General features: G+C 65.4%; 18 protein-coding genes and 1 tRNA gene. 7 read left to right on the top strand and 12 right to left on the bottom strand.

Annotated features, from left to right (window positions below):
- Positions 1–150: 150 nt before the first annotated feature.
- The 4 genes from AC3ITN_RS15310 (at position 151) to AC3ITN_RS15295 (ending at position 5,575) form a co-directional block, all read left to right on the top strand.
- Positions 151–1,668, top strand: coding sequence for an alanine/glycine:cation symporter family protein (locus AC3ITN_RS15310; protein WP_313347995.1), 1,518 nt, complete (start codon positions 151–153; stop codon positions 1,666–1,668).
- Entirely contained in the window at positions 1,661–2,500 is an 840-nt protein-coding gene (locus AC3ITN_RS15305) for a TrmH family RNA methyltransferase (RefSeq protein WP_489391060.1), read from the top strand. The genes AC3ITN_RS15310 and AC3ITN_RS15305 overlap by 8 nt, the downstream gene beginning before the upstream one ends.
- Before the next feature lie 587 nt (positions 2,501–3,087).
- The gene (locus AC3ITN_RS15300) at positions 3,088–4,083 is read left to right on the top strand and encodes a hypothetical protein (RefSeq protein ID WP_489391059.1); all 996 of its coding nucleotides are present in this window, start codon (positions 3,088–3,090) and stop codon (positions 4,081–4,083) included.
- Between the two features lie 19 nt (positions 4,084–4,102).
- Positions 4,103–5,575: an alanine/glycine:cation symporter family protein gene (locus tag AC3ITN_RS15295; RefSeq protein ID WP_489391058.1), complete on the top strand. Its 1,473-nt coding sequence runs from the start codon at positions 4,103–4,105 to the stop codon at positions 5,573–5,575.
- A gap of 232 nt (positions 5,576–5,807) precedes the next feature.
- Here AC3ITN_RS15295 and AC3ITN_RS15290 read toward each other — a convergent pair whose 3' ends face one another.
- The 4 genes from AC3ITN_RS15290 to AC3ITN_RS15275 all read right to left on the bottom strand — a co-directional run bounded on the left by AC3ITN_RS15290 (position 5,808) and on the right by AC3ITN_RS15275 (position 8,994).
- Positions 5,808–7,229, bottom strand: coding sequence for a M20/M25/M40 family metallo-hydrolase (locus AC3ITN_RS15290; protein WP_489391057.1), 1,422 nt, complete (start codon positions 7,227–7,229; stop codon positions 5,808–5,810).
- Between the two features lie 180 nt (positions 7,230–7,409).
- On the bottom strand, positions 7,410–7,814 hold the full coding sequence (gene mscL, locus AC3ITN_RS15285; protein WP_489391056.1) for a large-conductance mechanosensitive channel protein MscL: 405 nt from the start codon (positions 7,812–7,814) through the stop codon (positions 7,410–7,412).
- 54 nt (positions 7,815–7,868) lie between these two features.
- The gene (locus AC3ITN_RS15280) at positions 7,869–8,576 is read right to left on the bottom strand and encodes a fumarylacetoacetate hydrolase family protein (RefSeq protein WP_313347990.1); all 708 of its coding nucleotides are present in this window, start codon (positions 8,574–8,576) and stop codon (positions 7,869–7,871) included.
- Positions 8,577–8,718: 142 nt separating this feature from the next.
- Complete coding sequence (locus AC3ITN_RS15275; RefSeq protein ID WP_313347989.1) at positions 8,719–8,994, bottom strand: hypothetical protein; 276 nt, start codon at positions 8,992–8,994, stop codon at positions 8,719–8,721.
- A 183-nt stretch (positions 8,995–9,177) separates the two neighbouring features.
- Here AC3ITN_RS15275 and AC3ITN_RS15270 point away from each other — a divergent pair, with 183 nt between their 5' ends.
- On the top strand, positions 9,178–9,531 hold the full coding sequence (locus AC3ITN_RS15270) for a Rieske (2Fe-2S) protein (RefSeq protein WP_489392947.1): 354 nt from the start codon (positions 9,178–9,180) through the stop codon (positions 9,529–9,531).
- A gap of 180 nt (positions 9,532–9,711) precedes the next feature.
- Here AC3ITN_RS15270 and AC3ITN_RS15265 read toward each other — a convergent pair whose 3' ends face one another.
- The 4 genes from AC3ITN_RS15265 to thiS form a co-directional block, all read right to left on the bottom strand.
- Entirely contained in the window at positions 9,712–11,559 is a 1,848-nt protein-coding gene (locus AC3ITN_RS15265; protein WP_313347987.1) for an SLC13 family permease, read from the bottom strand.
- Between the two features lie 27 nt (positions 11,560–11,586).
- Positions 11,587–12,321 carry a tRNA (guanosine(46)-N7)-methyltransferase TrmB gene (gene trmB / locus AC3ITN_RS15260; RefSeq protein WP_313347986.1) on the bottom strand — a complete coding sequence of 245 codons (735 nt, stop codon included), beginning with the start codon at positions 12,319–12,321 and terminating at the stop codon, positions 11,587–11,589.
- Positions 12,321–13,115, bottom strand: coding sequence for a thiazole synthase (locus AC3ITN_RS15255; protein WP_489391055.1), 795 nt, complete (start codon positions 13,113–13,115; stop codon positions 12,321–12,323). Before AC3ITN_RS15255 ends, trmB begins: the two co-directional genes overlap by 1 nt.
- Positions 13,116–13,213: 98 nt before the next feature.
- Positions 13,214–13,423: a sulfur carrier protein ThiS gene (gene thiS / locus AC3ITN_RS15250; RefSeq protein WP_489391054.1), complete on the bottom strand. Its 210-nt coding sequence runs from the start codon at positions 13,421–13,423 to the stop codon at positions 13,214–13,216.
- A 200-nt stretch (positions 13,424–13,623) separates the two neighbouring features.
- On the opposite strand from thiS, the gene AC3ITN_RS15245 reads away from it, so the two are divergent.
- Positions 13,624–15,453 carry an autotransporter outer membrane beta-barrel domain-containing protein gene (locus AC3ITN_RS15245; protein ID WP_489391053.1) on the top strand — a complete coding sequence of 610 codons (1,830 nt, stop codon included), beginning with the start codon at positions 13,624–13,626 and terminating at the stop codon, positions 15,451–15,453.
- A gap of 140 nt (positions 15,454–15,593) precedes the next feature.
- Positions 15,594–15,667: transfer RNA gene (locus AC3ITN_RS15240), tRNA-Gly, on the top strand.
- 188 nt (positions 15,668–15,855) lie between these two features.
- Here AC3ITN_RS15240 and AC3ITN_RS15235 read toward each other — a convergent pair.
- From AC3ITN_RS15235 to AC3ITN_RS15220, 4 genes are read right to left on the bottom strand one after another with little or no spacing between them, the layout of a single operon-like run.
- The gene (locus AC3ITN_RS15235; RefSeq protein ID WP_489391052.1) at positions 15,856–17,022 is read right to left on the bottom strand and encodes an ABC transporter permease; all 1,167 of its coding nucleotides are present in this window, start codon (positions 17,020–17,022) and stop codon (positions 15,856–15,858) included.
- 16 nt (positions 17,023–17,038) lie between these two features.
- Positions 17,039–17,323, bottom strand: a complete 285-nt coding sequence (locus AC3ITN_RS15230; protein WP_489391051.1) for a hypothetical protein — start codon at positions 17,321–17,323, stop codon at positions 17,039–17,041.
- A gap of 22 nt (positions 17,324–17,345) precedes the next feature.
- Positions 17,346–18,173, bottom strand: a complete 828-nt coding sequence (locus tag AC3ITN_RS15225; protein WP_489391050.1) for a hypothetical protein — start codon at positions 18,171–18,173, stop codon at positions 17,346–17,348.
- 38 nt (positions 18,174–18,211) lie between these two features.
- Positions 18,212–20,290, bottom strand: a complete 2,079-nt coding sequence (locus tag AC3ITN_RS15220; protein WP_489391049.1) for a nitroreductase family protein — start codon at positions 20,288–20,290, stop codon at positions 18,212–18,214.
- Positions 20,291–20,626: the final 336 nt, after the last annotated feature.

Genomic DNA, 20,626 nt, shown 5'->3' with positions numbered 1-20,626 from the left:
GCCGCCGGCCTTCGTCCCGACCGTTGGTCGTGGCGCAACGGCCGGCGTGAGAGATCGGCCCTATCGGGTTGGCCCGCGATGATGGAGAATCGACCCGGTCCCTTCCAGCCGACGGGACGTCCTTCATTTTCCGCCGACTGGAGAGAGCGCGTGGAAGCAGTAGTTGATTTCATCAATGGCATCATCTGGAGCAAGGCGCTGATTTTCCTGTGCCTGGCCGCCGGCCTGTACTTCAGTGTGCGCACCCGCTTCATGCAGCTGCGCGGGTTCTTCGAGATGTGCCGGCTCACCGTGCAGGGCGAAAAGTCCGAAGCCGGTGTGTCGTCGTTCCAGGCCTTGGCCATGTCCATGGCCGGCCGCATGGGTATCGGCAACATCGCCGGTGTCGCCACCGCGATCGCCTTCGGCGGCCCGGGCGCGATCTTCTGGATGTGGGTGATGGGCTTCCTCGGCGCATCCACCTCGTACGTCGAGTGCACCCTGGCCCAGATATACAAGACCAAGGACGCCGAAGGCCGCTATCGCGGTGGCCCGGCGTACTACATCGAAAAGGCCATGGGCCTGAAGTGGTATGCGATGGCCTTCGCCATGGCGACGATCGTGGCCGCCGGCTTCCTGATGCCGGGCGTGCAGGCCAATGCCATCGCCGACAGCATCATCAATTCCTGCCGTGGCGGCGCCCTGTGCGGGCCGCTGGATGGCCAGTTCATGGGCATGGAGACGGTGCAGGCATTCAAGCTGGGCATCGGCGTCGTGGTGGCCCTGCTGCTGGGCGTGGTGATCTTCGGCGGCGTCAAGCGCATCGCCAATTTCGCTGAAGTGGTCGTGCCGTTCATGGCCGCCGGCTTCATCCTGATGGCGATCGTCATCATGATCCTCAACTACGATCGCGTGCCGGACATGTTCCGTACCGTGTTCAGCAGCGCCTTCGGTGCGCATGCCGCCTTCGGCGCGATGATGGGCCTGGCGGTGGAGTGGGGCGTCAAGCGCGGCATCTACGCCAACGAAGCGGGCCAGGGTACCGGTCCCCACGCGGCCGCCGCCTCGGAAGTCTCGCACCCGGCCAAGCAGGGCTACGTGCAGGCCTTCGCGATCTACTTCGACACCATGATGGTGTGCACCGCCACCGCGTTCCTGATCCTGGCCGCGGGCACCTACAACGTGTATTCGCCGGTGGCCGGTGCCGAGCCGGTGTTCGCCGGCCTGGCTGGCGTGGCCGAAGGCGCGGGCTACGCCCAGGCGGCGGTGGAAACCGTGCTGCCGGGCTGGGGCTCGGGCTTCGTGGCCATCGCGATCTTCTTCTTCGCGTTCACCACCATCATGGCCTACTACTACATGGCCGAAACCAACCTCAGCTACCTCAACAACAACCGCAAGCGCCCGCTGACCGTGCTCGCGCTGCGCCTGGGGATCATCGCCATGGTCGTGTTCGGTGCCTTCCACAATGCCAAGATGGCCTGGGCACTGGGTGACATCGGCGTGGGCCTGATGGCGTGGCTGAACATCGTCGCCATCCTGATCGTGCAGAAGCCGGCAATGCTGGCCCTGCGCGACTACGAACGTCAGAAGAAGCTCGGCCTGGATCCGACCTTCGACCCCGATGCCCTGGGCATCAAGAACGCCGATTTCTGGCGTAACCGCAAGCTGGAGCCGTCCCGTAGTGAATGATCCCTGGAAGAATGCCCGCCGGCCGTCCGCACGGCCGCCGCGGGCGACCCCGTTGCCGCCCCGTGATGGCGGCCCGCCGCCGCCGCCGGGTCGTGGCAACGACGAGCTGCGCCTGTATGGCTGGAACGCCGTGCAGGCGCTGTTCGAACGCCGTCCGCAGGCGCTGCGCAAGCTGTACCTGGCCGAGGCGCTGATCCCGCGCCTGCAGCCGCTGCTGAAGTGGTGCGTGGCCAACCGGGTCGGTTACCGCGTGGTGGAGGAGGGCGATCTCAACAAGCTGGCCGCCACCACCCACCACGAGGGCGTGGTGGCCGACGTGCTGCGCGCGCCGATGCTGGCGCTGGATGCGTGGCTGGCCGGCCTGCCCGCCGACCAGCCGGTGCTCGCACTGTGGCTGGACGGCGTAGGCAACCCGCACAACTTCGGCGCGATCCTGCGTTCGGCCGCGCATTTCGGCGTGGCCGGCCTGCTGCTGCCGCCGGAGGCCACGCTGGCCCTGTCCGGCGCGGCCGCGCGCGTGGCCGAAGGCGGTGCCGAGGCGGTGCCGCTGGTGCGCCTGCCGGCGGTGCCGCAGGCGATGGACGCGCTGCGTGACGCCGGTTTCGGCCTGGCCGCCACCCTGGTGGAGGGCGGCGACACCCTGTTCGCCAGTGCGCTGCCGGCGCGGCTGGTGTACGTGATGGGTGCCGAAGGCGAGGGCATGGACCGCGCGTTGGCGCAGGCCTGCGACCTGCAGGTATCCATTCCCGGCAGCGGCGCGGTGGAAAGCCTCAACGTGGCATCGGCAACGGCGGTGTTGTTGTCGCATTGGTACGCGCAGCAGACGAGATAAGCGGGTGGGTAACGGCGTTGCCGTTGCTGACCTCGCTGTTTGACCGGGGGCAGCGCATGCGCGCGCGGCGCCTCGTGGTGTGATCGACTGCTCCAATGAAAAGGTGACTACAGTCGATTCGGATTTTTCGCATTGTGGCGAGCTTTGGCGCTGCGTCACAGTGCAAATCGGCGCTGTACTGTGTAGGTGAGGAGAGACACCCACCCAGTGCGGCGCCGTTGTCCGGATCACGGTTGTCCGTGTCGCTCACCGCGTGGGGTGTGATGAATCCCGGTAGCCCGGCCCAGTGTGGCCGGGCTTTTTTTTTGTGCAGGCATCTTGCGACATGCGGTTGCGTTGAATCGCGTGTGCGTGCCGCATCCGCCACCCCATCTTCATTGCCGAAATGTATTGAAAAACCAGGCGCTACGCACGCTATCTATGGAGTGAGGGCTGCCTATGGCGTGATGCGCTCATTGGTGCGTGCGTTGGTTCACACATTCGAATAGTCGCGGGATTTACCGATTTTTCCCTTGGTGCTTCGTGTGCAGATTGCCCCTGCGGCGGGCTGGCCTGCCGCATCACTACTGCCACCAAGGAAACTCACCATGACGCCCACCGCGCTGCGCTCCCCGCGCCTGATTCCTCTCGCCCTGATCGTCGGCCTGTGCGCGCCTGCACTCGCCGCTGCCACCGGGCACAGCCTGGACGGTGTCAATTTCACCGGCCCGCTGATCACGCCGAACCCGGCCGGCATGCCCAAGGGCCACGCCTATGTCGAGCCGTACCTGATCCGCATCGACAGCGACCGCTACTTCGACGGTGAAGGCCGCCGCCACGACAGCGCCGCGCGCAGCAGCGCGTGGTTGACCGTCGTTCCGATTGCCTACGGATTGGGCCAGCGCGTCACTGCCCAGGTCAACCTCAGCGCCGCGCGTGCCGAGACCGGCGCCGAGCGCAGCCGCGGGTTCCGCGCCGGCGATACCACGGCGATGATCCAGTACCTGCTGCAGGCGCCGAACGAGGACGGGTCGCGCCCGGCGGTATCGGTGTCGCTGAGCCAGCGCTATGCCACCGGCAGCTATGACCGCATTGGCGGCAATCCACTCAACGCACAGGGCGATGGCGTGCAGCGCACCACCTTCGGCCTGGGCGTGCAGCAGGTGCTGTGGCTGCCCAACGGACGCCCGCTGCGCTGGCGCGGCCAGCTCAGCGCCAGCCCGGCTCCGGCCCGCGTGGCGCTCAACGACAACAGCGTCTACGGCACGCCGGAAGGGTTCCGCGGCAACGTCGCGCCCGGGTCGCTGGTGGGCCTCTCCGTGGCCGGCGAGTACAGCGTCAACTCACGCTGGGTCGGCGTGTTCGAGGTCGCCGCCAGCCGCCAGAGTGATCGCCACATCAGCGGCTATGCGCCGGCCGAGGACGGTTCGGCGCAACGGATCGACCTGCGCCTGCCGGGAAGCCGCAATCTCACCCTCGCCCCTGCGGTGCAGTACCACTTCAGCCCGAATGTCGGGTTGATCGCCGGCGTCGAGTTCACCGTCGCAGGCCGCAACACCGGCAGCTACATCAATCCCCAGGTCGCCTTGGGGATGTTCTTCTGATGCCGGCAAGGAGCGGATCATGAACATCGAAGAGATCGTTGCCCGCGTGCTGGGCATCGTCTGGAGCCCCATGCTGGTCACCCTGTGCCTGGTGGTCGGCCTGTACTTCAGCGTACGCACCCGCTTCATCCAGCTGCGCGGATTGCCGGACATGCTCAAGCTCATGTTCCAGGGCCGCAGCTCGGCATCCGGTGTGTCCTCGTTCCAGGCATTGAGCCTGTCGCTGTCCAGTCGCGTAGGGGTGGGCAACATCGCCGGTGTGGCGATAGCGATCGCCTACGGCGGGCCCGGTGCGATCTTCTGGATGTGGATCGTTGCGTTCCTGGGCGCGTCGAGCGCCTTCGTCGAATCCACGCTTGCGCAGATCTACAAACAGCGCGACGGCACCGGCATGTATCGCGGTGGACCGGCCTATTACATCGAGAAGGGCCTGGGACAGCGCTGGTATGCCGTGCTGTTCGCGCTGAGCACCGTGGTGGGGTGTGGCTTGATGTTGCCGGGCACCCAGTCCAACGCCATCGTCAGTGCACTGGACCAGGCGTGGGCCGTGCCCGGGTGGGTCAGCGCCGCCGGTATCGGCACGGTCGTGGGTCTGGTCGTGTTCGGCGGCGTGCGCCGCATCGCGCAGGTCGCCCAGGTGATCGTGCCCTTCATGGCGCTGGCCTACCTGGTGGTGGCGGGCGTGGTGATGGTGCTCAACCTGGACGCCGTACCCGAGATGTTCCTCCTCATCGTGCGGAGTGCGCTCGGGCAGGATGCCGCGTTCGGCGCCATGATCGGTACCGCGATCCAGTGGGGTGTGCGCCGCGGCGTGCTGTCCAACGAAGCCGGCATGGGAAGTGGTGCGCATCCTGCAGCGGCGGCGGAGGTCTCGCACCCGGTCAAGCAGGGCCTGGTGCAGGCGTGCTCGGTCTACATCGACACCTTGGTGGTGTGCAGTGCCACGGCGTTCCTGATCCTGTCCACGGGCGCGTACAACGTGTATGACCCGGCCGCGCCGACGCAATGGGTGGTCGCCAATGTGCCAGCGCTGGAGGCGGGCCCGGCCTTCGTGCAGCACGCGGTGGAGTCGGTGTTGCCGGGCTTCGGCAAGTCGTTCATTGCCCTGGCGATCCTGCCGTTCGCCTTCACCACCATCCTGGCGCTGTACTACAACGCCGAGACCAACGTGGTGTACCTGGGCCGCAATCGTCCGTCATGGCTCGCGATGGGGCTGTTCCGGGTCGCTTTCATTGGCGCCATGCTCTATTCGGCATTGAACACGGCCACGGTGGCCTGGTCGTTGGGCGACATCGGCGTCGGCTTGATGTGCTGGTTGAACATCATCGCGTTGCTGCTGCTGCAGAAGCCGGCGTTGGCCGCGTTGCGCGACTATGAGGCGAGCAAGCGCGCGGGCCGGGACCCGGTCTACCGCCCGGATACGGAGCAAGGGCCCGCCACCTGCGTGTGGACCGCGCATCCGGTAGAGCCGTCTGCTGGACGGCGGCCGTAAATGCCGGGCGTGGCCCAACCCGGTAGAGCCGTCTGTTAGACGGCTGCTGTTGATGCCGGGCGTGGCCCAACCCAGGTAGAGCCGTCTGTTAGACGGCTGCTGTTGATGGGGGACGTTGGCGGATCGGCGGCGGCGGATCAACGGCGGCGGATCAATGGCGGCGGATCAACGGCAGCGGACTAACAGTCCGCTCTACACAGGTCCGCTCCGCGAGTGACAGCGCGTCGCGCTGTCACTCGTTCGGCGGTGTGGTCGCCTTGGCTTCGCTGCCGAAGCTCCCATCGGCTTCCGCAGCCAGGTAGGCGAAGACCGTATACGCGGCCACGTTCTGCGCCAAGGCGGCCGGGTCGATCTTGTCCAGGGTGTCGTCGGCGGTGTGATGCAGATTGAAATAGTCGGTGCCGTCCTGCGCCAGCCATGCCCACGCACCGCCCTTGGCCGCCAGCGGGCCCACGTCCGGGCCCGGGCCGCCCTTGTCCGGGGCGTACTCGATGCCCAGCGGCTTGAGCGCCTCGGCAATCTGGCGGGTCGCCTCACGCGACTGTTCCGGGTTCGGCGAGCCGGTGTTGAAGGCATAGATGCGCCCCGCACCGAAGTCGCTCTCGGCGGCCAGCTGGTGCAACACCACATCCTTGGCATGCGCCTCGGCGTACGCCTTGCCGCCATACAGGCCCTGCTCTTCGTTGGCGAAGGCCACCACGCGGATGGTGCGCTTCGGGGCCTGCTTGAGCTGGCCGATCAGATGGCCGGCAGCCATGGTCAGGGCCACGCCGGCGCCGTCGTCGATCGCACCGGTGCCCAGGTCCCACGAATCGAGGTGCCCACCGATCACAACCACTTCCTTGGGCAGGCTGCGCCCGGTGATCTCACCGATCACGTTGTACGAGGTCGCCGTGCCGTCCCAGCCACAGTCGAGGTCGAGCGTGATCCGGGTCGGCCCCAGCGCGACCAGGCGCGCCAGCTGGTTGGCATCGGGCACTGACAGCGCGGCCGACGGCACCGGCGTCAGGCCGTCATCGAAGCGGGTGATGCCCGTGTGCGGCACGCGGTGCGAATCGGTCCCGGCCGAACGCATCACGAACCCTACGGCGCCCTTGCGGATCGCCTCGGAGGGGCCCTTGCTGCGCACCGCGCCGCCCTTGCTGTAATCGCGACCGTCGCGGTAGGCGGTCATCTGGTAATCGACGAAGGCGATCTTGCCCTTGAGCGAGCCTGCCGGCGCTGCCTGCAGCGCAGCCAGATCGGCGAAGCGCACCACGTCGGCCTCCACCTTGCCGCCCGGGCTGCCGCCCAGTGCGGTGATGGTCAGTGGCTGGGCATGCGTACCGATGACGTGGGCCTGTTCACTGCGACGTTCCCACTTGGGGAAGGTCACCGGTTCTTTCCACACCTTGTCGAAGCCCAGTGCCTTGAACTTGGCTTCGGCCCAGGCCACGGCGCGGGCATCGGCCTCGCTGCCGGCGATGCGCGGCCCGATCTCGGTCGTCAGCGACTCCACCACCTTCCAGCCGGTGTCATCCTTGAGCGCCTGCTCGCGCAGTTCGGCGGCCGTGGCCAGCGACTTCGGGGGCAGCGTGGTGGTGCCCGTCGCCGCGAACGCCGGGGCGGCCAGCAGGGCGAGGGAAGATGCGAGGGCAAGGGCGCGGCGACGCATGGGCGAACTCCGGGGGAGCAGGGCAGAAGCGTTCGAGCTTAGCAGCCTGTCCGCGCCGCACATGGGCGGGAGGTCATGGTTGGGCGGACGCTGTTTTCCACAGACACCCCGCGCGACGCGGGCAGGGCCGGCCAACGGCCGGCGCTACCGGGTCGGTGCCTGCCATCGGCAGGCGTGCGGTCAACGCTTCAGGTTGTCGCGGATCTCGCGCAGCAGCACGATTTCTTCCTTCGGCGCGGCGGGCGCGGCTTCCTTCTTGCGGGCCAGGCGGTTGATCACCTTGACCACCATGAAGATCGCGAAGGCAACGATGATGAACTGGACCAGGGTGTTCAGGAAATCGCCATAGCCGATCACCACGGCGGGAATCTCCTGCCCGTCCGGGCCAGGCCGTGCCGGGGCGAGTGTCCACACCAGTTCGGAGAAATCCACACGACCGATCAGCCACCCCAGCGGCGGCATGATGATCTTGTCCACCAGTGCGGTGACGATCTTGCCGAACGCAGCACCGATGACGACACCGACCGCCAGGTCGATGACGTTGCCACGCATGGCAAATTCCTTGAACTCAGTCAGCATTCCCATCGGGTTCTCCTGTTTCGGGGTAGCAAAGGACGCCGCAGCCTAACCCAGCCAATGTCATCCAGCGATGATGCCGTGACGCTCGGCGACGTTCTCGAGCCGCGCGCTGAAGCGATCGCCGGGATGCAGCGCCGCTACGCCGGCAGGCGTGCCCATGAAGACCAGATCGCCCGCGCGCAGTGCCCAGAGCTTGGACAGCTCATGCAGGATCTCCGGCACGTTCCAGATCATCTGGTCCAGCAGCGACTGCTGGCGCACCTCGCCGTTGATCTCCAGCGACAGGTTCAGCGCGGACAGGTCACCCACTTCACCGGCCGGCACCAGTTCGCTCACCGGCGCGGAGTGATCGAAGCCCTTGGCCGGATCCCACGGGTGGCCCTTGGCCTTCGCGGCGGCCTGCAGGTCACGGCGGGTCAGGTCCAGGCCCACGCCGTAGCCGAACACCAGTGCCTCGGCCTGGTCGACCGGCAGCTCGCCCTCGGGCGCGTCGCGGCCGATCGCCACCACCAGTTCCACCTCGTGGTGCAGGTCGTGGGTCGCCGGCGGATAGGGGATCACATCGTCGTGGCCGACCACGATCGCATCGGCCGGCTTGCTGAAGAACATCGGGCGGCCGCGGTCATCGGCGGCGGGAACCGCTGCACCCATTTCCTTGGCGTGGTCGGCAAAATTGCGGCCCACACAGTAGATGCGCCGCACCGGAAACGTGCCACCACCCGCAACCGGGATGCGGGGTTGTTCGGGTGTGGGGATTACATCGGTCATGCGCGCGTCCTGTATCTGACAAGGTTCACGCGAGTGTAGCGCCGAGGTAGCGCCGACTGTAGTGCCGACTGTAGCGCCGACTGTTAGTCGGCAGACCAATCGGCAAACGAACCGGCAAACGAACCGGCAAACCAAACAATCATCAACGCGACAACGGAAGCGCCGGCTTGCGAACCACGCGGTACTCGCCCTCGACGATCTGCGGATCGGCGGCGTTTGCATTCTGCTTGCGCTGGGCGAGCAGCTTCCACGCTACCCCGGCGATGATCATCGCCGCACCCACGAACACCCCGACGAACACCAGTGCCGCCAGGATCGCCAGGCCCAGCAGACCCACGGCGACGCGCACGAGCGGGTGGCGCGGCTTGCGCGGCGCGAACAGGGTACGGAACTGGTTGAACTGGAAGCGGTTGTACATGGCGGTTCTTTGGCTGAAGTCAGCGAGATGTCAGTATCCGGGCTGGATTCTGCCATTGAGTGAAAAAGTCGTTAAATCGGATTGCCGTTCATTTGAAATCAATCACTTGTGTTCATCGCAGAGCCAGCCACGTGACGGCGTGCGACACTACGCGTCCTCGCTGAAGTGCCGTTGCCCATGTCCATTTCCGATCCCGCCGCACCCCCGCTGATCGCGCTCGAGCGTATTGCCGACGGCGGATTTGCCGAGGTCGAAGCGGGAATCGATGGCGATTTCGAGTCGCTGGTGCTGTACCGCGATGGCGGCAGCGTGCGCGGCTGGCTGAACATCTGCCCGCACGCCGGCCGCCGGCTGGATTGGGCACCGGGCCAGTTCCTGAAGAGCAAAGATGGGCATCTGGTGTGCGCAGCGCATGGTGCGTCGTTCTCGCTCGACGACGGCGGCTGCGTGGCGGGGCCGTGCAAAGGCGACCGGTTGCGCGCCGTGCCGCTCGACGTCCGCGATGGAAGCGTCTATCTGGCCGGCAGTACGCTCTGACGATGAACATCACCGGGAGCCGGCCAGCGGCCGGTGCTACGCCTTGACGATGAACATCACCTGGAGCCGGCCAGCGGCCGGTGCTACGCCTTGACGATGAACATCACCTGGAGCCGGCCAGCGGCCGGCACTACGGGTGACAGGTCCTGACGGTGGGGGCAACCATTGGTCAGTACGCTGTCAGAACATCAGATTGATCATCACCACGACCACCATGGTGTAGATCAACGACAGCGGTGCGCCCACCCGCCACAGTTCGCGGGGCGTGTAATTGGCCGGCCCGGTGATCATCGAGATGACCGGGTTGGACGCCGTCATCAGGTTGTTGGATGCCGACAGCGCCACGATCAGCGCGAATGCCGTCGGGCTGCCGCCGGCCGCCAGCGCCAGGTTCACCGCGATCGGCACCATCACGATCGTTGCGCCCACGTGGCTGATGACCAGCGAGAACACCGTGGTCAACAACGCCAGCGCGATCTCCAGCACCCATACCGGTATGCCGGTGGGCAGGCGGTCGATGGTGTGGCCCGCCACCCAGGCCGCCGCGCCGCTGCTGTCCATGGCCCAGCCCAGCGGAATCAGGCCGGCCATCATGAACACCGTCTTCCAGTTGATCGACGCGTAGGCCTCGTCCATGCGCAGCACGCCGGTGAGCAGCATGCCGGCCACGCCGGTCATCAGGGTCAGCGCGACAGGCAGCTTCGAGGTCAGCGCGATCAGGATGGTGATGGCGAAGATCGACATCGCGATCTTGAACTTGTGCGGCCGCTGTTCGCCCTTCGGGTAGTCGGTGACCACCACGAAGTCGCGGCTCTTGGCGGCCTGCGCCAGGTCGGTCCAGATGCTGTGGAACACCAGCATGTCGCCGGCGCGCAGCGGAACATTGCGCACGTCTTCGCGGATCACCTGCTTGTCGCGGTTGATCGCCAGCAGGCTGATCCCGCGCTGCTTGCGCAGGCGCAGTTCGGAGGCGCTCTTGCCGATCACTTCGGAGGTCGGCGGCACCACCGCTTCGGAAATACCGGCGCGGCTCGGGTTGAACAGGTCGCCCAGATGCTTCAGGCGCGAGGACATGCGCAGGAACTGGTTCTGCGCGAAGTCGGTGACCTGCTGGCGGCTGCCCATCACGCCCAGCACGCTGCCGACCCAGATGCGCATCTCCGCCGGCGGCGCCAGGCGGGTGTCGTTGCCGGTCTTGAGCGCCAGCAGCAGCGGCGCGTCATGCACGTTTTCGGCCTCGCCCAGGGTCATGCCCACCAGCGGGCTCTCGGCGCTCACCACCAGCTCGAAGACGTCGCCTTCGATGCCGTAGGTCTTGGCGAAGTAACTCTCCGTCCGCGCGGGCGTCACCCCATCGTTGGCCAGCGTTTCCTCCTCCACCAGCTTGCGGTCGCCGAAATAGCGGAAATACAGCAGCGAGGCGGCCAGCAGCGCCACGCCGATCGGCAGCGGCGCGAACATGCGCAGCGGTTCGATGGTGGCCAGGCCCGAGGGCAGGTTGTTGTTGGCCGAGGCCAGCAGATCGTTCAGCAGGATCAGCGGCGAATTGCCGACCATGGTCAGCGCACCACCCATCACGATCGCTGCGGCGATCGGCAACAGCAGCCGCTGCAGGGTCAGCCCGGTGCGCGCCACCAGCCGTGAGGCCACCGGCAGGTACAGCGCCATCACCGACGGGTTCTGCATAAAGGACGAGTTCAGGCCGGCGATGGCCGTGGTCATCATCAGCAGCCGCGTTTCCACGCCATGGCCGCGCCGCAGCAGCCACGCAGCCAGCCGGTTCAACGCGCCGGTACGGTCAAGGCCCGCACCGAGGATGGTGGTGGCGATGATGCTCATCACCGCGTTACCGGAGAAGCCGCCGAAGATTTCCTCCGGCGCGATCAGGCCCGTCACGCCCAGCACCACCAGTACGACCAATGCCACCACGTCGGCACGGATGCGCTCGAACAGGAACATCGCCATCGTGAAGCCCACCAGCCCGAGAACGAGCTTCATGTCGGTGGTCAGCGTCAGCGTGGTGTCCATGGGGTGGTGCGGTTCCTTGGGGTGGGATCAGGTACGGTCGTACAGCAGGTCCCACACACCGTGGCCAAGGTTCTGGCCGCGGGTCTCGAAGTGCGTCTGCGGCCGCCACGCCGGTCGTTCCACCTGGCCGCGCGGACCGGCGCGGTTGACCAGCCCGGGGGTTGCGTCCAGCACGTCCCACATCTGCTCGGCGTAGTCTTCCCAGTCGGTGGCGCAGTGCAGCCGGCCACCCGCGCGCAGCTTGCGCACCAGCAGTTCGGCAAAGGCCGGCTGGATCAGGCGACGCTTGTTGTGCCGCTTCTTGTGCCACGGATCGGGGAAATAGATGCGCACTTCATCCAGCGCGCCATCGGCGATTTCCTTTTCCAGCACCTCCACCGCATCGTGGTGGTACAGGCGCACGTGGTCGGCGTTGTCGTCGGCCAGTGCATTGAGCAGGCGGCCCACGCCGGGGGCATGCACTTCCAGCCCGATGTAGTCGCGGCTGGGATCCTGCTGCGCGGCAAAGCGCAGTGCGGCGCCATTGCCGAAGCCGATCTCCAGCACCTTGCGTGCATCACGCCCGAAGGTCGCATCCAGGTCGCGCGGTTCGCCGGTGAAGTCCAGCCCGAAGCGCGGCCAGCGGTCGTCGAACGCGCGCTGCTGGGCAGGGGTGAAGCGGCCCTGGCGGAGCACGAAGCTGCGCACCTCGCGGCGGCCTTCGGTCACGGTGAAGGGCTTGGGCGGCGCCTTGGCGCCTGCGCTGTCGAAGGGATTGGTCATCAGCCGATCATCCCGTCCACCGGCGAGGATGCGCTGGCGTAGCGTTTGCGCGGAATGCGCCCGGCCAGGAACGCCTCGCGCCCGGCCTCGACGGCCTTGCGCATCGCGCTGGCCATCAGCACCGGATGGCGCGCGCCGGCAATGGCGGTGTTCATCAGCACGCCGTCGCAGCCCAGTTCCATCGCGATCGCCGCATCCGACGCGGTGCCCACGCCGGCATCGACGATGATCGGCACCTTGGCGTTCTCGATGATTTCCAGCAGGTTGTAGCGGTTCTGGATGCCCAGCCCCGAACCGATCGGCGCGGCCAGCGGCATCACCGCCACGCAGCCGATCTCTTCCAGGCGTTTGGCCAGGATCGGATCGTCGGAGGTGTAGACCATCACCTCGAAACCGTCCTTGACCAGCGTTTCGGCGGCCTTGAGGGTCTGCACCACGTCCGGGTACAGCGTCTTCTGGTCGCCCAGTACTTCCAGCTTGGTCAGGTTGTGGCCGTCGAGCAGCTCACGCGCCAACCGGCAGGTGCGCACGGCGTCGTCGGCGGTATAGCAGCCGGCGGTGTTGGGCAGGATGGTGTAGCGGTCCGGCGGCAGCACGTCCAGCAGGTTGGGCTCGCCCGGGTTCTGCCCGATGTTCGTGCGGCGGATCGCCACGGTCACGATCTGGGCCCCGGCCGCCTCGGTGGCGATGCGGGTTTCGTCCAGGTCCTTGAACTTGCCGGTCCCGGTCAGCAGCCGGGAAGCGTAGGTCTTGCCGGCGATCACCAGCGAATCGGGGGAAGAATGAGCAGTCATGCGGCGAATTATCGCCCAACCCGACCATTCCTGTCCGGTCGCCTTCGCCCCCACCGAACGGTAGCGCCGGCCGTTGGCCGGCCCGGGCGGTCCCACCGTCAGCCGCCGCCCAGTGCGTGCACGATCTCGACCACATCGCCTTCCTTGAGCAGATGGCTTGCATGCAGGCTGCGGGTGACGATCTCGCCGTTGACCTCCACGGCCACCCGGCGCTCGGTGAGGTGTTCGTTGTGCAGCAGGTCCAGCACGGTGGCACTTTGCGGAAGCTGGCGGGGTTCGCCGTTGAGCGTGATGTTGACGTGGTTCATGACGGGATTGTCCCCCAAAGTCGCCGGTTCTGCGTACCCTTGCGCCCCTGCCGATGCCGGCCTCGATGCGTCCTGTCTGCTGTCTGCGCGCCCCTGGCCCTGTCCATGCCGCAGCGCAGCGTGATGTCGCCGGGGTGCAGTGAAACCATGGCACCGTGCGCCGGCGTACGTCGGCCGTTTACACCCTCAAGGAGTCTTACATGTTGCTCAGCAAGCGTCCCCTCCGTTCCCTGTTGGCCGTGGCCATCGCCTTGGCCGCCGTGCCCGCGATGGCGCAGTCGCCGTATTCGAAGACCGTCTTCATCGGCGACAGCCTGACCGACCAGGGCTACTTCCGCCCGCTGCTGCCGGCCTCGGTCCAGCCGGTCACCGGCCAGTTCACCACCAACCCGGGTTGGGTCTGGGCCCAGTACGTCGCCGACTACTACGGCACCAATGCCACCGCCCACGGCAATGGCCAGAACGGCGACAACTACGCCATCGGTGGCGCCCGCGTCGGCGTGGACACCACCCAGACCCTGGCCCCGGGCACCCCGGCCATTCCGGTCTACTCGCTCAAGACCCAGACCGCGCAATACCTCGCGGCCAACGGCGGCAAGGCCGACGCCAACGCGCTGTACACCGTGTGGGGCGGCGCCAATGACCTGTTCGCCATCCAGGCCGGTGCACCGCTGCAGGCCACCCTCGGCGCGGCCGTGACCGACCAGGTTGGCATCGTCGGCACCCTGAAGGCCGCTGGCGCCCAGTACATCGTGGTACCGACCCTGCCGGACATCGGCCTGACCCCGGCCGCGCGCGCCGGCGGTGCCGTGGGCATGGCGCAGGGCACCGCGCTGGCCAAGGCCTACAATGACGCCCTGTTCGGTGGCCTGAAGACCGCCGGCCTGCAGGTCATTCCGGTGGACACCTTCCACCTCCTGCAGGAAATCGTCGCCAGCCCGACCACCTACGGCTTCGTCAACGTCAGCAGCCCGGCCTGCACCACGGCCTCGTCGCTGACCTGCAACCCGACCGCCTACGCCAACCCGAACGCGGCCAACAACTATGTGTTCGCCGACGGCGTGCACCCGACGACCGCCACCCACCAGATGCTGGGCCAGTACACGCTCTCGATCCTGGAAGCACCGCGCAACCAGCAGATCCTGACCCACTCGGCGCAGACCGTGGGCCGTGCGCGCGCCGACCAGGTCAGCGGGCATCTTGACGGCCGTCCGGCCGATGGCCTGAGCTGGTGGGGCGGCCTGCGTGGCGACATGCAGCGTTACGACCACGCCGACCTGTACGACGGGCTGGCCCCGGCCGGCCTGTTCGGTATCGACTGGGCGAAGGACGGCATGGTCGTCGGCGGCTTCGGCGGCTACGGTCGCATGGATGCCGACTTCGGCAACAGCAAGGGCGACTTCACCCAGTCCGACGCCACCGTGGGCCTGTTCGCCGGCTGGTATGGGCAGAACATGTGGGTCAACGGCCAGGTCAGCTACAGCTGGCTGGACTACGACGTGACCCGCCGCCTGCAGCTGGGCCCGGCCGAGCGCGTCCACACCGGCTCGCCGGAAGGCAGCAACCTGACCGCCGCGCTGAACGCCGGTTACGAGTTCGGCACCGAAGGCGGCTTCCGCCACGGCCCGGTTGCCGCCGTGATCTGGCAGAAGGTCAAGCTGGACGGCTACACCGAGTCCAACCCGAGCGCCACCGCGCTGGGCTACGCCAACCAGGACACCGATTCCACCGTCGGCCGCCTGGGCTGGCAGGCCCGCTTCGACGGCGGCAGCGTCAAGCCGTACGTGCAGTTCACCTATGACCACGAGTTCGAAGACGGCAAGCAGGCCAGCGCCTGGCTGCAGTCCATGCCGGACGTGGGCATGTACAAGGTGCCGGGCCTGGAGTTCGACAAGAACTACGCCACCGCCGTGCTGGGTGCGCGCATGAGCGTGTTCGGCCTGAACAGCAACATCGGCATGAGCACCACTGCGGCGCAGAAGAACGCCCGCGACATCAGCCTGTTCGCCACGGTCAGCGGCAGCTTCTAAGCCTGAAGCCGGCGGTGCACGGCCAATTCGCCGTGCACCGCCCGGTAGGGCACGACCGTTGGTCGTGCCGAATGCAGCGGGCGGCTCGTGCCGCCCGTTGCCTTTTTACCGCCCCGGCGCATAAACTTGCGGGGTACCACGCGGGTGTAGCTCAATGGTAGAGCTGTAGCTTCCCAAGCTACTGACGAGGGTTCGATTCCCTTCACCCGCTCCACGGTTTGCGCGGCAAGCCGATGGAGCGTGGCATTGCATGCCTCCAGATCCCCGCGCCTGCCGGCGCGCGCCCTTGACTCCAGGGGCCTGTTACGTCGATCTGATACCCGTTGCGCTATTGACCTGATTGCCCGGACGGCAGCGTCTGCACCTGCATCGGGTGGGTTCAATGGGCCCCGCCACTCCGGCTTATCGTCCCGAAAGCGTCTCCGCCAAGCTTAGGCGCGCCTGTATGGCAATTGGTGCCACTGCGGTAACGCAGCCTGTGGCAGTCATCAGTCCAAGGCCTGCGATCCAGTTCATCGCCGACAAAGGTGGAAGCGAAAGCATGCCTTGGCTGAGGCTTGTTGCCAGGAGTGCCGTCAATGATGCCAAGGCCAGACCCGATAGTCCCCCGATCAACATGATCGCCACAGACTCGGCCAGTATCAGCCCTGCGACTGTCCCCATGGAGAAGCCGATGGCGCGCATCAGCGCGAACTCGTGACGTCGTCCTCTGATCGACTGCATGATCGTGGTTGCCGCCACAAGCAGCAGGCTGAAGTACACGGCAGCCATGATGGAGCGTGTGATCAGATCGATATCGGCCACTTGACGGAGTCGAGACGCAAACAGTGCGTTCTCAGACATCGTTCGCGTCTCGTGAGCTGAATTCTGCGAAAGCACATCGATTCTCTTGGCGATCGAATCGGAGCGGCCAACATCCTCGACAGTAGAGATGTACCAGCCAACTCGATGGTTTACGTAGGGCGAGGAGGTGGAGAGCAGTTCCCAATGCAGGAGGATCGTGTTTTCGTAGTAGGTGGAAAGCTCGGGGACGTTGGCGCGGATGTGACCGGCCACAACGAATGGCCAGACGTTGCTGCCATCTCCATTGACGAAGAAGCCCGAGCGCAGTGGAATGCGATCGCCCACCTTCCAGCCATGTTTCCGGGCGATTCTCTCGCCCACCAGAATCGCGTCACGCGCCTCAAAGAACGCGGTCCTTGACCACGGATCAACGTCTATCTCGGGAAATACCTCCAGATAGCTATCGGATACCGCATAAGCGTTCAGAGGATTTTGCTGGTTTCGGTAATAGCCAGAGAACCATGTCGCATGGGCGGTGCGGTCCACGCCCTGCACTGCGGAAATCCTATCGCCAAGGACGAAGGGGAGCGGGTCTGTCATGAAGGCGCGCGAACCGGTAATCAGCCGCTTGGCGCCATGCGCACTGTCGCCTGCGCTGAGAAATCCTGCGCGCGCGCTGCCCAGCAGGCCAAACAGAAGAAATGCGGTTGCAATGGAGGCGATGGTCAGGCCAGTGCGAATCTTGTTCGTGACCAGCGCAGCACGCAGCAGACTTGCCAGTGTCATCGTATCCGCCTCCTCGTCACCAGTCGTCCGGCGAATCAGCCTTTGCGGTAGCCTTGGCACGAGACCGAATAAAAAGAAGGACGCAGGGAATCACAAGCAGCGCAAGTAACAGCGCGCCTCCCAGCCATATCGTCCCGGCGGGCAACTGCTGCCATTGCCCGGACTTGATCGCCGGCTTGAGAATGCCGACATAAAAGCCTGCCAGCGTGCCAATCGCGCCGAGGATGGCGCCGATGATGATGCCAATCCGGGCAGCGCGGCGGGCTGCATTGTCAGGTGTGCCCTTCTCGGGAATATTCATTGTCAGTGGTCCTCGCTATAAATCATTGGACGTTCAACCCGAGCAGCGATGCTGTTGAATAGATGCAGGCGACCAGTAGCGCAATCGAGGTCGCGCGATAGGTGCCCAACATCACGCGTCGAAGGCGGCAATCGTCAACCAGGGACAGGGATTTGCCGCAGTCCGAGAGCGCAGTCGGCCACACGTTGCACATCAAGCTCAGCGTGGCGCAGAGTGCGACGAGGCGGACTGCAGGATGTTCATTCCCGGTGCTCTGCAGCACTGTGAAGCCAAGCGCCAGGGTTCCATCAAAAAATGGGCCCGCCAACAACGCCAGTCTGGTTGCGAGTGTGGATGGTGAGGGTTGGGCTGGAACAAGCAGGCAGCGCGGTCGGAACGTTCCTCGATGCCACATTTCCATGAAGGCCCGAAAGCCGAGCAGTCTCGCTGCAACGTAATGCCCAAGCTCATGAGCGAAGCCAGTCAGGTAGATGCAGGGAAGCAACAGCAGCCATCCCCAGCCTGGCATCAGTTCGGTACCCTCGCTCGAGATCAGGATGCCGGCCGTCGCGGATGCGGCAGCCAACACGATCACAGCGGCATCACTCCAGCAGGTACGCGTCGTCTGGGCTGCAGCGGGTCGACTGCAGCCAGCAATGCAGGGCTCTCGCCGCTGGGAAGCTGTCTCAATCAATCCCAACTCGTTCAGTGCGATTTCCAGCCGGGAGGCGTAAGGATTCGCGCAGACAAGCGTGCTCCAATCGCGCTCCGAAATTCCCTCCTGGAGATGTAGCGCAACCACGCCGATGGAGGGTCCGAGCTGCATCGACTCTCCGCCTCCCAACGCGATCACGAACGAACCGTCGTTCATGCAAACGAGGGACCTTTCATCTTTCAGACGAAGGTACGTCATTGCGCCGGGCGACCCGCAACAAAGCTCGCCAGCACACTCAAGTGTCGGTAACCGGGGGGCAGGGCATCCCGCAGCTCTGTCTCGACGGGCGCGCCGCAAGGACACCCCGCCAACGCGTGCGAAGACAATGATTGCCATAGCCGACCAATCCATTCCCCGCACAGCAGGGTGGACGTGTCCAGTCCGTATTCGGACTCGAGGAGGAGCACTGCATGAAGATCTATAGCCAGGAAGAGCGCCAGTGGCGCTCTGTTGAGGCTCTTCTGCAGGAAGAGCTCATTGGGCTGGGCGGCCATTGAGACCTCCACGGCGCCATTCCGTCCTGTCGCGTGGAGTGACTGCCGGCCATCATCTATAAGCCGCACCAATGGAACGACCGCATTCAACAGCAGTTCCTCCATTGGCGTTGTGGGCGATGGCCTGGAACTGCTCACCAGCATGTTGAACTGCGACAGGTCTGGGGCAGATATATCAAATGTCCTGACGGACCGCCGTTTCGCCAAGGCCGACGCGAACCGGTGCTGCCGACGTGCATGCATCGCGTGCAGATTGCTCTTGGCGAAAGGGGCCTCAACCAGAAATGCCCATGGTGCAACATAGTGGTAGCTGCGATCGTTGATGAGTTTGCAGATATCCTCTGGAACATCGCCTTGCAGAGAAGCCGTTTGAAGCTCAATGGACAGGCTTTCTGCGGACGCCCGAAAGAAGGCCCGTGCAACCCCGGCGTCCAGACCGACCAAAGCGTTGCCCAAGGGGCCATACTTTCGGCAAAGCTTTTCCTTGTTTCCCAGGCAGATGATCCCGGTTGATACCGCTGATCCCGTTGCCGCACGCGTGCCGAGTACCTGCTCAAGCTCGTTGGAAAGCGGCAGGTGCCGATACACGTGAAGGGCGCCGGCTGCATTGACCCAGACAAGTGCTTCGGGCGACCCGAGGTTGCCCCCGGACGGGCAGTTTCGCCGATGCGATCCGTCGGGTTGGCGCGAGTATCCAAACGCCATCGACAGAGCAGTGAGTACCGCGTCATGTGAATGCCTGTTGTGGCAGGGAAGCTGCGTGCAGGGAGTGCCACCTCCGCGCTGCAGTTCAAGCGAGGTCAGAATGTTCCGTCTGGAATGATGGGACTCGTGGGCTTTGGTGCCAACATCCCTCAACGCGGGAATGGCGCCGGCCGCTCGATCGGAGAGCCTCCGCAATACCTCCTCCGAGAACGAATTCAGATGCGTAAAGTGGACCGACACGGGTATGCGCTCGGTGCGCAGGCCTGACTCGTCCGTGGTAATCCGGTGCAGGCTGGACGGTATGACAACCGGCGTTGTGTTGCCCAGAATCCCGGTTAGCGTGTGGGCGCACAAAGCCTCCAGTACGTCGATGGCATCCGGCTCGACTGTGCGGATGCCTTCGTTTGTGATGTGGTGTTGGAGGGCGCGCATAGTGACCAGTGACTCGGAAGCCAACCAAGGGCCGATATCGACGGATCTGCCGTGAAACCTCACTGGAAGTAGTCGACCGCCCGTGATGGTGTTCAGTGTGTTGCACGGCCGCCCTGAACAGTCGAGGACTACGACCTGCAAGGCGGGGTGGGCACTGATTGGGTTCTGATCAACAGGTATCCCAGCGGAGGCCATGGCCATGCCAAAGGACGCGGTAGCGCCCGCCAGATGCACTGATCGTGTGCTTGCCGCCGCAGCCTGCGCTCGATCACCATGCAAGCGCGTCTGGTCCATCGCTAGAGCAGCGAACGCGGTGGCGCAGCCAGGTGGAACGCGACCGTCTTCGATCATGCCCAGGCGGAACAGGAGACGCAAAAGTTCACGCAGGCTCGCGGAGTGCGGGGTGCCGTTGTCCAGCAGCTCATCCAGACTCGCCTGCCCGTCCAGACGACTGACCAGTTCTGTCAGTGGTGCTCCCCCTATCTGGGCCGGGAGCATGAGGGGGTCAAGCGCACCCGCAGGTACGACCTTCGCCTCCGACACCGCCAGCCACGTGATCTCGGGAATGACCCGTGGAAATCGGGGTACGCACGCATCCAACTCAGGGTCGCCGGTCAAGGCAGCGAAACGTGACTGGCTCATCAGAACAGCTCCCTGTGAAATGAGATGAAGCGTCCAGGGCCTGGGCGGTCTCCCCGGCAGATACATCCGTGAACCGGGACGAGTGGGGCGCTGAGGTGACGCATGCCTGCCTGATCGATCAGCAGGGAGAGTCGCGAGCGGCATCCCAGTTGCTTCTGCAACAGCGCCACTGCAACTTGGGGGAGCGCAGGTGCGAAGGCAGGAGCATCGAATCCGCTTCCGGCTCCGGCGCAACTGGTCATCGCCAGAACAGTCTCGGAGTCAATCCCCGGCGGAGGACTGCTGAGGAATCGCTTTGAAAAACAGATCGGGCACGCGGCGTCGATGCCGAAGCAT

The organism is Stenotrophomonas sp. KH_036_B (assembly GCF_057839485.1).
The sequence above is the reverse complement of the archived record's forward strand: the minus strand, read 5'-3'. Positions and strand labels throughout refer to the sequence as shown.